The 13,642-nt window shown below is 30.4% G+C and carries 10 protein-coding genes; 8 read left to right on the plus strand and 2 right to left on the minus strand.

Annotation, left to right across the window (positions count from 1 at the left end):
- Positions 1-90 precede the first annotated feature (90 nt).
- The 6 genes from MMB68_RS10450 to MMB68_RS10475 all read left to right on the plus strand — a co-directional run bounded on the left by MMB68_RS10450 (position 91) and on the right by MMB68_RS10475 (position 10,505).
- Positions 91-1,158: a dsDNA nuclease domain-containing protein gene (locus tag MMB68_RS10450; RefSeq protein WP_277548818.1), complete on the plus strand. Its 1,068-nt coding sequence runs from the start codon at positions 91-93 to the stop codon at positions 1,156-1,158.
- Positions 1,155-2,834 carry a hypothetical protein gene (locus MMB68_RS10455; protein ID WP_277548820.1) on the plus strand — a complete coding sequence of 560 codons (1,680 nt, stop codon included), beginning with the start codon at positions 1,155-1,157 and terminating at the stop codon, positions 2,832-2,834. Before MMB68_RS10450 ends, MMB68_RS10455 begins: the two co-directional genes overlap by 4 nt.
- Before the next feature lie 216 nt (positions 2,835-3,050).
- The gene (locus tag MMB68_RS10460) at positions 3,051-4,592 is read left to right on the plus strand and encodes an AAA family ATPase (protein WP_277548822.1); all 1,542 of its coding nucleotides are present in this window, start codon (positions 3,051-3,053) and stop codon (positions 4,590-4,592) included.
- On the plus strand, positions 4,593-5,489 hold the full coding sequence (locus MMB68_RS10465; RefSeq protein ID WP_277548823.1) for an HNH endonuclease: 897 nt from the start codon (positions 4,593-4,595) through the stop codon (positions 5,487-5,489). It abuts the gene before it with no gap.
- Positions 5,490-5,604: 115 nt separating this feature from the next.
- A complete protein-coding gene (locus MMB68_RS10470) occupies positions 5,605-8,127 on the plus strand; it encodes a DEAD/DEAH box helicase family protein (RefSeq protein ID WP_277548824.1) in 2,523 nt (840 codons plus the stop codon).
- A gap of 221 nt (positions 8,128-8,348) precedes the next feature.
- Positions 8,349-10,505, plus strand: coding sequence for a type IA DNA topoisomerase (locus MMB68_RS10475; RefSeq protein ID WP_277548826.1), 2,157 nt, complete (start codon positions 8,349-8,351; stop codon positions 10,503-10,505).
- Between the two features lie 122 nt (positions 10,506-10,627).
- Here the strand turns inward: MMB68_RS10475 and MMB68_RS10480 are convergent, their stop codons facing one another.
- A complete protein-coding gene (locus tag MMB68_RS10480) occupies positions 10,628-11,140 on the minus strand; it encodes a hypothetical protein (RefSeq protein ID WP_277548828.1) in 513 nt (170 codons plus the stop codon).
- 85 nt (positions 11,141-11,225) lie between these two features.
- Between MMB68_RS10480 and MMB68_RS10485 the strand changes: the two genes are divergently transcribed.
- Complete coding sequence (locus MMB68_RS10485) at positions 11,226-12,698, plus strand: M1 family metallopeptidase (protein ID WP_277548830.1); 1,473 nt, start codon at positions 11,226-11,228, stop codon at positions 12,696-12,698.
- Positions 12,699-12,802: 104 nt separating this feature from the next.
- Positions 12,803-12,997, plus strand: coding sequence for a DUF4083 domain-containing protein (locus MMB68_RS10490; RefSeq protein WP_277548832.1), 195 nt, complete (start codon positions 12,803-12,805; stop codon positions 12,995-12,997).
- 200 nt (positions 12,998-13,197) lie between these two features.
- Here the strand turns inward: MMB68_RS10490 and MMB68_RS10495 are convergent, their stop codons facing one another.
- Complete coding sequence (locus MMB68_RS10495) at positions 13,198-13,590, minus strand: hypothetical protein (RefSeq protein WP_277548834.1); 393 nt, start codon at positions 13,588-13,590, stop codon at positions 13,198-13,200.
- Between the last annotated feature and the right edge of the window lie 52 nt (positions 13,591-13,642).

A 13,642-nucleotide genomic window follows, 5' to 3' on the forward strand; every position in this document is an offset into this window, starting at 1 on the left:
CTTTTTGAAAAAAATACTAATATATATATATATTAGTATTTTCTTATTGTATTATTGGTAGTAGTAGAAAATGATGGTGGTGGCATAAAATTGTCGTTAGCTGATTATTATATGAATCTTCCTTACGATTTATCTGGATCAATGGCTAAAAATAGATTTCGTAATGAAATCTTATGGGGTTTGAAAAAGATGTTAGAGCTATACAGAGAGAATGTAGAATTTACAGTAGTTTTTGATTACAGTTGTGACATTGAAGTTCATAAAGAGAATTGTTTTGAGTTTTATCAAGTAAAGACACAAAATAATAACGGCACATATACTGTAGAAAAGCTAACAAAAAAGAATAAGAGTGGAGATTCAATTTTAGGAAAACTATATAGGTTGAAATACAATCAAATGGGAGAAGAATGTGATGAAACCGTTATTTCATTAGTATCAAATGCTCCACTTAATGATGGAAAAAAAATCCATAACAATATTGAAAAAGTTGAATTAAAAGATATTGAAAACAGGGCTATATTACTTATAAAAAAAAGTATTAAAGAAGAGCTTAAATTAGAACAGGGAATAACCTTAGAGAATTCAAACTTCATAAAAACAGGCATAGATTTAATTGATCCAGAAAAGACGTTGATTGGTGAAACAGCTTTGTTTTTTGAAGAAAAGTTTAACTGTGAACCTAAAAAAATAAATTCTTTATATAGAATATTGTCCAGTGAGATTTTTAATAAAGCATCCTTTGAGTTGCAATTAACTTCATATGAAGAACTTTTAAAGAAAAAGGGCATAGACAATTCATTTCTTGATAGTGTGCTAAATAATTATCTTGAGAATACTGACAACATTATAGATACAGTCAAAGAGTTTATTAATGAAGAATATAAGAGTGATTTTAGAACAAGAGTTAAATTAAATAAAGCTTTATCCCAGGTGTTAAGAAGCTTACACAGTAGTAAACACCTCCAATACATTGAAAATGAAATTATCCAATATATTAAAAGAAATATAAATTTCATTCCAGGATCAGATCTTGAAATTATAGAAGTTATTAGCGAGAAAATGAACAGGAAGAAAACAATTGAGATAAGTGAAGAAGAGATAAAGGTATTAGTTTTATTAGTATTGAAGCGTTTTGTGGAGGGAATATATGAGTTATGAAAAGTTTATTCATAAAAAGCTTATTTATATTTGAGCTAAAGAATAAAATTGCCAAACGAGTGAATTTTGAAAAAGGTATTAATGTAATCACTTCTGAAAAGGAGGGTGGAAACGATGTAGGGAAATCAATCCTCTTAAAAAGTTTGTATCATACATTAGGAGCAGATAGTATCTTTGATGATAAATGGGACGAATCCACAAAGATATATTTAATTCATATTGATATTAAGGGCAATGAATATTATATATACAGAAATATTAAATTATTTAAAGTGTTTTCGAAGGATTTTAAAAATCTTTTCAATACTTCCAATAGAACAAAACTATCTTCGTATTTAAATGAATTATATGGCTTTTGCGTAAAGTTACCTAATCGAGAAAGTGAAGAATTAGAAATAACTCCACCCGTATACAGTTATTTATTGAATTATATTGATCAAGATCATATGAATGGGTCAAACTTTACATCTTTTAAATCACTGTCTCAATATGCAAACTACAAAGAAAATGTTATTTATAATCATTTTGGTGTATTCACAAAGGATTATTTTGAAGCTTTAAAGGAAATTGAAAGATTAAAAAAAGAAGAAAAAACACTTTTAGAGGAAAAACTCATCATAGAAAGTATGCTAAAAAGAGTTAAATACTATTTAGAGGGAATAGATGCCCCTACTGAAAAGACAGTTTTAGATGTAGAGCTGGAGAAAAGTAAACAAGAATATACTGACCTCGTTGTCAAGCTTAAAAAGGCTAAGAACGGTCTTATAGCATTAAGAAATGAAAAAATTGATTTAGAAAATGATATTGACGAACTTATAAAATTTAAAAAAATTAAGGAGGGAAACGTTCAAAAAGTCAATGAAAATTTATGTCCTACCTGTTCTCAGCATATAACAGATATTGGACTAAGAATTTCAGAGAATAGTGAATTAGAGGATTTTTACATTATTAAAGATCAGATTGATGGATTAATATTGGAAGTGGAGAGAAAGCTAGAGATAAAAGAAAAGCAGTATACAAAATTACTGAATAGATTTAATCAATTCGAAAGAGAAATAAACGTACACAATGTCAATATTTCCGATGTGTTAAAACATCGAGGATATTTGGAAACCCACGATAATATGATAAAAGAATTTGGGAAAGTTGAAAATAAGCTAACTAATAATAGTGAAGAAGTAAACTTACACCAAAAGACTTTAGCTGGTTATAATAAGTTAAAGAAAAAGGCAAATGAATTATATAAGCAATATATGAGTAATTCAATTATGGATTTTGGATTAGAAGAAATTTCAATGAATAAAGTTAAAAATATCAAAAGTAATTTTACAGCAAGAGGAAGTAATGTACCCATCTCCACAATCATTTGGTATTTTAATTTATTAAAAGTAAAATATGAGCTTAATGGCGATAGTATTAAGTTTCCTTTGATTCTTGATAGCCCTAATAACGTGGAGTTAGATGAGAATAAACGAAAAGCTTTATTTAACTACATATTTACTAATAATGATAAAGATACACAGCTAATTGTTTCAACTTTAGGTTTTGATGAAAAAGATTACGAAGACATAACGGTTGATAAAGTTATCATTCTCAAAAATGCTAAATATAGCTTACTAAATAGTAAGGATTATGAAGATAACAAAGATATTCTGGAGAAAGTTTTTAATGCATAATAATCTTTATTACTGGACCCTACATTCTCCACTGTAGGGTTTTATTATTTTAGTTCTCTTGTTTTTTATATAAAAATACTTATTAGAATTATGTATGCGAAATATTTAAATTACTAATAAATGAAAAATACTATTTATAGGTGTAAATGGTAATGTATATATTGTTCTCTAAATTATAACATTAGGAATTCAATTTAAATTAGAGGGGGGAAAGCATTGTTTTATACTCAAACAGCCAATGAAAAAAGATTAAATCAGCTTAAATTTGAAAGAATAATTGGAGTATCCATTGTGTTAACAGAACATCGTTGGGATGACTATGGATTTAAAACTACTTTCTGTCTAGACGTCTGGAAAGATGGGAAGGTTTTTGAGATAGGTTTCATAAGAATTCTACATATTTCTGAAAAAGTAACCGGAGCTATTATTCCTGAGGAATTTTATGAACTAACTGATGATTATATTTCATTAGGTACTAATGAAAGATTGTATCAGAACCTACTTAATGTCCTTGGAAGAGATCGAGCAAAGGAAGTTTTAACTAGAATAAACGATATTTCATTGATCGGCATTGAAGAAAATAAAAAATTCGATTTAGAACATAAGGGTATACAAGATTCTTTTTTTAGATCGAGCGAAGGACGTTTCTTGTATTCTGATGTTAGAGACAAGTATTTCCTAGATAAAGGAAGCCAGGATAGAGATTATAATTTTACTTTTAATGCCAAATTATATCCTAATAGTGAAAGCTTTAAAGAAATCAATATAGATTTTAGAAAAAAAGATGAATATTTGCCAAACAGACTGTTTACAATTGTAGGGAAAAATGGTGTCGGTAAAACTAGACTATTAAACCAGCTTGCCGAATCGTTATTTGATAGTTCTAAACCTGAAAATAAAAATAGATTTATAGATATTGAGAAAACAGGAACTAGCAAATTGGATGAAAAAATTCCTATATATAACAAGGTAATTGCCATCTCTTTTAGTGTATTCGATAAATTTTATAAAGGGACAGTAAATAGAGAACTTGATTCTAGAAAAATTAATGATTTAGAAGAGGAACAAACAAAGTTTAACAATTATACCTATATCGGATTACATAAAGTAGATAACTCTATATATTCTAGTAACGATTTAATTGAAATTAATAAAAGAGCATATAAAAAAATAATTCTTAACAAACGCCAGTCAGTATTTATAGAATCGATTAACAGTTCTAATATATTGAATTATAAATTAAAAGAAGACTTTGAATATGAAGGTTTTTTCACTGGAATATTCAGTTCAGGGCAGAGTATTTTTATCTCTATGCTGTGTAGATTGCTAAGTGAAATTGAAGATGGTTCATTAATATTTTTAGATGAACCTGAATTGTTTTTACATCCAAATGCTATTGCAAGTTTAGCTAGAATTTATTATGGCATCTTAGAGAGGTTTAAATCTTATGCAATCTTATGTACGCATTCTCCAATATTAGTACAAGAAATACCATCGAAATATGTAAGAAAGCTTTTTACTATAGATAATAATACAATCCATTATTCAAGACCTAATATCGAGACATTTGGAAACAACGTTTCCGATATAACAGCAAATATCTTTAATGTGTTAGATGGAGAAAGTCTGTATAGATCTAAATTAATTGAATGGTCTAAGAATGGAGATTTAGACGAAGAAGAGATTATCAATTTATTTGACAATGGATTAAGTTTAAAAACTCAGTTGTACCTTGCCAGCTTGTTTGAAGGAGAGTGATTGAAAGTGACCTTTTACAAACTGAATTTACTTTCTTCAATAGAGCCTTTTGAAAAATATGAGAAAATTGCAAAAAGTAAGCACAAAAAGTACCGCAACCTTCTATATGGAACAGAGTCTTTAAAAACTCAAACCTTTACGAACGTAAAAGAGTGTTATGAATTATATGAAACCCATAAAGAATACCTTGAAAGAGTCGTTCCATTTGGTGAGTTTACTCCAACTGAAAAAGAAGCATTATTACATTGTTATAATGGTAATACAAAATCAGTTCGGGAACTCAGAGATGCTATTATTAAAAACCAGAATATACATTATACTACTAAATGTGCTTATTGTGGTTTAGGGGATACAAACTACTTAGATCATTACTTACCCAAGGATGATTTTCCTGAGTATGCAGTTCATAGTCATAATTTAGTTCCCTCTTGCAGTTACTGCAATGAGAAGAAGTCAATGCTTTTTTTAGATAGAGACGGAGTTAGAAAAGTATTTAATCCGTATTTTGAAGAAGTAGGAGAAGAACCTATTATTAATTGTACTTTAGAATGCTTAGATACAACTATAAAAGGGCATTTAACCATACGCGACGACGTAGATAATCCTGTGTGGCTAAATCATTTATCTACATTAGACCTAATTAGAAGATACCAAAATGAACTTCCAAGAGTCCTTTGCACTATAATGTATGATATGATGATCATTCTTCTAGAAGTGGGTGAGAATTTTAAAGGTTCAAAACGCGTAATAAATAGAAAGTTAAAAGAAATAGAAAGAATACAGGGGCATAATTCATTGGAAGCAGTAGTTTATAGAGCCTATCTTGAATTAGACCAATTATTTGACATTAAATATTTAAGAAAAGTATATGCTGAGATGACTCATTTATTACATTGATGAAATAGATTCAACTGTTAAACTAAAACTTGGATATATTGAAATATTAGTAGTATTATATACCTGTATTAGAACTTTTAGTAAATCAATCAATTTAATAGAAGCGAGGAATAAGATGGTAAACTTTTTAGACTTATTTGATGATAATGATCAACAAAAAGCAATATTTCCTAAAGAGATTTTCGAATCCACAGTTAGAGATAATCAGAGTAAATTTTCTTATTTAAGAGGGGATCAAGAAAAAGTTTTAGAAAAATGGTTCGAACAAAGACAAAACAAAGATTCAATTATAAAAATGAATACGGGCGGAGGCAAAACTACTGTAGGTTTATTACAACTACAATCTTCCATAAATGAAGGGGTTGGACCTGCGTTATATTTATGTTTGGATAACCAATTAGTTGAACAAGTATTAAACGATGCAAAACACTTGGGGATTAATGCTATGCCCTTTGGAAAACAAGGTATACCTCCTGAGTTTTTGAATAGTGAAGCGATATTAGTCACGACATTTCAGAGGCTATTTAATGCTAAGTCGGCATTCGGAATACAAGGTGATGCTTCTAAACCTGTAATAGATGTGGGTACCGTAGTAATTGATGATGCTCACGCTGCCTTAAATAAAGCTAGAGATGTTTTTACTTTGAGGTTCCCTTCAACTAATGTAGTATATACTAGTTTAGTAACTATGTTCAAAGAATCTCTGTTATCGCAGTCGATGGGTACAGCAATGGACGTTATAGAGGGTAGAGATAGATTTGGAATAATTACTGTTCCATATTGGTCGTGGAAAGAAAGAATAAAGGAAGTTACGGAACTGTTATCAAAAGCTGTCAAAGATAATGAAGGAATGGTTTTTAAGTGGCCAGTAGTTAGAGACTACTTAGAGCATTATCACGTGTTTATATCTAGTCAATCCATAGAGATTTCACCTAAGTGTTTGCCGATACAAAAAATTCCATCTTACTATAGAGCTAAACGAAGAATATTTATGTCAGCAACTTTAAATGATGATTCTTCATTAATAAGAGATATGCAGGTTGACAAAAAAGCAATTTTGTCTTCCATAGAATCTGATACGTTTAGTGATATTGGAGAAAAGATGATATTAGCGCCCTACAACATTGATAAAACATTAAAAACTGACCTAATTGCTACAGCTTTTGGAGCAATTACGAAATATAATGTTGTAACAATTGTATCTTCACATAGAAGGGCTGAGTTATGGAAAAAAAATAATTTTGTGCAGCCGCAACCAGAAGAAATAACTGATGTTATTAATAAACTTAAGAAATCGAATGGGAATCATATTGTTTTCTCTAATAGATATGATGGAATTGATTTGCCAGGTGACGCTTGTAGAATTCTAATTATAGATGATCTGCCTGTGTCTACATCACTTTTAGAACAACATAGTCTATATTCTAGACCAAACTCTAAAATAATGCGTATGACCCAAGCTCAAAAGATTGAACAAGGATTAGGAAGAGCAGTTCGGTCTGTAAATGATTATGCAGTCATTTTATTAGTTGGATCTGAGCTTGTTTCTACTATATCTACTAATGAATTTCAAAGCTTAATGTCACCTCAAACAGTTACTCAAATAAATTTAGGCACTCAGGTTGCTGGTTTAGTGAAAAAAGAAGGTGGAGGAGAGCCTATAAATTTATTAGTGAAGACAATGGTACAAGCATTAAAGAGAGATGAAAATTGGGTTAAATTACATAAGCAACGTATTACTAAAACTAAAAAACCTTCTAGATATGTGAGCTTAATTGATTTAGCTGAGAGAGAGCGAAACGCCTTTGATCTAGCATTAGCTAGACAAGATAATAGAGCAGCTGAGCAGATTAGATCTATTTTAAATGAGATAACAGACCTTGTACAGGATGACGAAGGATGGTATTTACAACTAGCAGCCTCGTATATGTATAATAGTGACAGAGCTAAGGCAATAGAGCTACAGCTATCAGCTCATAGCAAGAATTCTTATTTATTACGGCCACCCAGTGGAACTACCTATGTTAAGTTACTAAAAAAGCAAACTAAACAATCTATAAAAGTTCAAGAGTTTATAAAACGTTTTATAGAGCCAAATGCAATAACACTGCATATGACCCAAATTCTCGATAATTTAATGTTTGAACCAAACTCTTCTTCAGCCTTTGAAAGAGCCTTTGCGGAATTAGGTAAATGTTTAGGTTTCGAGACACAGCAGCCTGAGCAAGCATATGGAGTAGGTAGTGATATACTGTGGAATATATATGAAGATGAGTTTTTAATAATAGAAGCCAAAAATGAAGTTAAAAAGTCAAGAACTGAGATTTATAAATCTGAAGCAGAACAAATTTCTAACAGTATGAACTGGTTTAATACAGAATACAGTGATAAAGTAGGTACACCTATATTGATTCATCCCGCTAATAAATCACATCGTGAAGCTTTTGCACCAGAAGAAACCCTAGTGTTAAATGATTACAATCTAAATGCTTTAAAAGAAAATGTTAAAGGTTTCTTTGTAAAGATAAGCGAAAGGAATCCTTCAGATTGGACTCCGCAACAAATATTGAGCGAGCTAAAGAATTATAAATTAGAGCGATCACAAATCAAAAAGTATTTTGTTATGATTCAAAAGTAAACAGATAAATCCATAAGCTTTTTAAAAGAAGAGTTTTTAAGTTGATTTACTTGAAGCTCTTCTTTTTAATTTGTTTTTCATTAAGGAGTAATGGAGTATACAACTAAAGTTAATAATATGATTATTAAATATTGTTTTTTAGTAATTAAAATATTGATATCTTTTATAATATGTTAAAGTTAAGATTGACATTTATTTTTTTATGTAAGGTGATTAATCAAATGAAATTAATTATTGCAGAAAAGCCATCCGTATCTAGAAATATTGCGGATGCACTCAAAATAGGGAATAGACAGGATGGGTATTTTGAGGGGAATGGTTATATTGTTACTTGGGCATTTGGACATTTGCTTCAATTGTATGATGCAAAAGATTATGATGAAAAGATGACCTCTTGGAAAATGGATAACTTTCCTTTTATTCCTGAAGTATTTAAGTATAAAGTTAAAAGTGACCCTAGAAATCGAGAGAAAGCAGATACAGGTGCAAAAAAACAGTTGAAAATTATTCAAAGCTTGATGAAAAGACCAGATGTTGATGGGATTATTTCAGCTTGCGATTATGACCGAGAAGGTCAAGTTATCGGAGATAGCATTATTTATAACCTTAAGACTGATAAAACTGTATACAGGCTTTTATTGAACGAATGGACACCAGCTGAAGTTATGAATGGTTTAAAAAATATTAAATTGAATGCAGAATTGAAACCATTACAAGATGCCGGAGTAAGCCGCCAATGGGCGGATTGGGTTATTGGAATTAATTTAACATCGGTGGCTACACTTAAGTATCAAAAAGGTAAAGGTAAAGCTTTGAATATTGGTCGTGTCTTGCTTCCGACGTTGAAGATTATTTATGATCGGGACAAAGAGATTGAAAATTTTGTACCTGAAAACTACTTTAAGTTGCAGGCGACCTTTAAAACGAAGGATGAGCAAGAGTATGATGGGACATATATTGAAGGAAAAGAAGAAAAATTTAAAAGTAAAGAAACGTTAGAAGAACTTCAAAATTTATTAAAAGATAAGCCAGGCCTTATTAGTAATAAACAAGTTCAAAAAAAGAAAGAATACCCACAGTTCTTGTTTAATCTATCTAATCTTCAAGGTTATATTACTAATAAGTACAAAGGCTGGACTTCAGATAAAGTGTTAAAGGTTGCACAGTCATTGTATGAGAAAAAATTTATCACTTATCCACGTACAGCGAGTATAGCATTAGAGGAAAGTCTTGTAGGGAAAACTGCTAAAGTCTTAGAGGCTCTTTCAGAAGATCTACCATACAAAGACGAAATAAAATTCTTTAAGTCAAAAAGGGTATTTGATAACGCAAAAGTAGAGAGTCATAGTGCAATTGTACCTACTTATTTGAAGCCAACAAAGTTGAACAGTGACGAAGATAAGGTGTATGAGGCCATAAAGAACAGGTTTATTATGCAATTTATGCCAGTAGCTGAGTATGAGGAAACGAGGATTGAAACTAAAATTCTTGATGCTAATTTAAAAGGACTGTTTATCTCTAAAGGAAAAGTGCAGCTAGTAGAAGGTTGGAAGAAAGTAGAGAAAGTTCAGTCAAAAGATACCATTTTGCCTCTTGTACAGGTGAACGAACTTGTAGAACAAACAAAGAATGAAGTTACTACACACGTTACGCAGGCTCCTAAGCAACATACAGAAAGAACATTACTACGGGTTATGGAAACCTGTGGTAAGAATTATGATGATGAAGGTACAGACGAAGAAAGCTTAAATGCAATTCTAAGTGGGTTTAGTATAGGGACTCCTGCCACAAGAGCTGAAACAATAAAAAAACTAAAAGATGTAGGCTATATAACTACACAAAATAAAAACCTGCTATGTACAGAGTTGGGAAGAAAGCTAGTGGAGACCTTTCCAATTAAAGATTTGTTTAACCTTGAGTTTACAGGAAGACTTGAAAAATCATTGTATGATATTGAGAAAAAAACTTTTACCAAAGAGCAATTTTTACAATTCATCTTTGACTTCACTACAAAATCAATAGAAACAATTAAAAATGAGGAAGAAGTAACAATAAACGAAGTTACTATTCAACGTAAACCAAATGAAGTAATGGGAAAATGTCCAGTATGTGGACACGCCGTTATTGAAGGTCAAAAAGGATTTGGATGTAGCAACTGGAAGAATGGTTGTAAATTTGTTATTTGGAAAAATGATAAGTTTTTAGCAACAATGAAGAAAAAGCCAACTAAAACGATGGTTAAGGCATTATTGAAAAACGGTATTGCTCCAGTTAAAGGTCTTACGAGTAAAAAGGGTAATAAATTTGATGCGAATTTAAAATATGAAAAAAATGCGGATAATGAATATTTTAGTTGGAAAATGGAATTTAATAAGTAAAGTTGTAAATAAAAGCAGGTTTAACTCTAAAAGAGGTAGTGATTTTTAGGGTTAAACCTGCTTTATTCTTTATATAAAGAATATTATTTATATACGCGACGTTACAATATATTCTATCAGTTTTATTTTCCACACTTCCACGGTATTATCTTACCCTTTGCCTCGTTCTTGTCCACAATATCCCAAGAGGTTTTTCCAGGTCTCAATTTTATCATCACATTCATTTCATCCTTTTTATATAAGAAATAACCGACAAACCCACTGTCATACTTCTCTGTTGCAATTAAACCTTCTGGTTGAGCAACATAGAACTTCGGTTCTCCTGTGAAAGCTCCTGAAAATAATTGGTAAACAGGTTCTATATAAGGAGCAGCTGTACCTCCAGTAGCCATCATAGCTTTATCTAGATCACTATGTGTGTACTCTTGAACAGGATCATTAGGGTTATCTAATGCTTTTAACTCTGGAAAGTTGGATTTTATGTCCCGTGTTACTTTGTCATTAAAGCGTTCCCAACATTCCTTATTGAAGAGGTTTTTATTTTGTACACTTTTAGCTTGTACAAATGAAAAATTAAATGCCAACATTAAAATAAAAGAAAGAATTATTCCACCGTACAGAACTACTTTTTTCATACTAAATCTCCTCCTTATTACTCTACATAAGTAATTTATTGATATGTAATTAAAAGGAAATATATGTACATTTCTAGAATTTACAATGTTACTGAACAATTGGATATTTATGAGGAGGGGAAGGGAAATAAACAGAAAAAAAGTTATCCTATTTATATTTGCTATAGCTTTGTTAATCTGTGTTAGTTGGGGTATAACGAATAATGTAAAAAGCACAGATTATACGGTTGCGCAAAAAGAAATGAAAAGAAAGTATTCTCCACAAGGGGTACCTCCAGGAAGTGATAGCAAATATGATATGAAGTTAAATATGGATAATACCGGTAAATTTCACTTGGATTCCACAGTAACTATAAAAAATATTTCAAAGGATTCGTGGGGAGAATTGGTCTTTTACTTTATTCCCAATATGTTTACTAATAAAGAATCCTCTCATCTAGATAATCCCTCAGCAATTAAATTTTACAGCATTACTGTTGATGGGGTAGCTGCTAATTTCAAGTTAGAAAAAGATAATTTACGTATTACTCTAGATAAAAAACTAAATCCACAAAAAACATTAAAAGTAAACTTTTCATATGACTTCACCTTACCTGAAAAAGGATTGAGATTTACAGAGAATAACGGGAATTATTATCTAGCTCAATTCTATCCAATGGTTGCAACGTATAGAGATCATAAATGGAATAAGGAGGAATATCGTTTTAAGGGAGAAACCTATCACACAGCATTTAGCGATTTTAAAGTAACATATGATATTCCTAATGAGTATACTTTTATTTCAACAAGTGAAGATGATAAATACCCAAGCGACAGCAAAGGTGCTTTTGAAGTTAAAAATGTAAAAGAGATTTTTATAGCGTTGCTAAAAAAACCATTAGTTGTTGAAAGAGAACAAGATAACGTAAATATCAGGATTTTTGGGCTGGATAAAGATAATCCTTTGTATAAGGAAATAAGTGAAGAAGCGGCGTCGGCGTTAAAATATTTCCAAGAGAACATTGGTCCGTATCCTTTTAAACAATTAGATATTATATTGGATGAGTTAGGAATGGAATATCCAGGTATTGTTACAGGTAATTCAATTTACACTGCTTCTGTTAATGATGAATCTTTAAAAAGGATAGTTGTTCACGAGATAGCTCACCAATGGTTTTATGGTGTTATTAGCAACGATCCTTACAATGATGCTTGGCTAGATGAGGGATTTGCGGATTTTGCTACTCTTTTATATTTCACTTCAAAGTCAAAAGAAGATATACCTTATAAATTAATGGATAGAGAAATAAAAAAGCTTAAACCGTTACCAGTAAATTTACCTTTGGATGAATACGGTGAAAGCAGTAGTTCATATATTTATGGAAAATCAAATGCAATGTTATGGAAGCTTTTTGAGAAAAGAGGCGGTAAGAAAGAAGCAGAAAAGTTCTTGAAAAGCTATTATGCACTTTATAGTTATAAGGAAGTGGATACACAAGAGTTTATTAGATTCACAAAACATTATTTTGATTTAGATAACAATGCTGTATTCAAAGAATGGTTAATACTAAAAAAATAAATAATGTCCTTGTAAAAACTGTTGTTTTTAATATAGATTAGGTTTTTAACGGAAATCCTACCAAATAATTTAGAAAAATAAAAATGAAAGGTGGGTAATTTAATATGGATAGTTTTAATATAGCTTCAATAGTATATCTGTGCATAATAATAGGCCTTATTGCTTTATTTGCAGTTTCTTTTACGCTATTTATTCGTAGATTACTTATCAACTCTTCTGTAAAAAGTAATCAATCAATTCAAATAGATAAGAAGCTCGATAAAATTATAGAATTACTTGAAAAGGATAAAAGTTCCTAATGAATTCTGCCCTCATAAAAGACCTTTAAAGACTTTTGGGAATGCTATAAAATATTATTTGCCAATATTGAATTCTAACTTAAGACAATGAGAAACTTTAGCTAAACTGAATTTCTAGGAATGCATTTAACAAAACGTAAAAGCAGCTAATAGTAATGCTATTAGCTGCTTTTGATGTATATTAATGATTATGTAGGTTACTAAATACCTGCATTTTTCCTAACTATGGCATTTAATTGGCTATGTAATTTTCTTAAAGATTGTTCACGATTTATTCTATTCTTTATTTCTATAATCTCTTTATATTGAGAGTTAAAAGGCTCAGTTTTTAAAAGTTCGTCTACCTGATTCTGTATTTGTTTATGTACACTTAGTTTTCTTTCTACCTCCTTTTTTAGCTGTTCTTGTTCTTCAATTGTTAATCTCTTCATAAAGTCTCGCACTCGTCTCGTTCCATATCTTCCTCTATACTTCCAATAATATCGTTGTGAAATTGAGCTTGTTCGATAAGATATCTTACGATATGACCAAGAATATATGTAAGCGTGTCCCTTAATTATTTTAACTGAAAAATTTTTAGGGTTGTATTTCATATAATTCACCTCTTAAGTTTTTAAGATTTTAAACGAAATATTTTATTTATGT

Source organism: Priestia sp. Y58, from assembly GCF_029522095.1.
Taxonomy (GTDB): domain Bacteria; phylum Bacillota; class Bacilli; order Bacillales; family Bacillaceae_H; genus Priestia; species Priestia megaterium_E.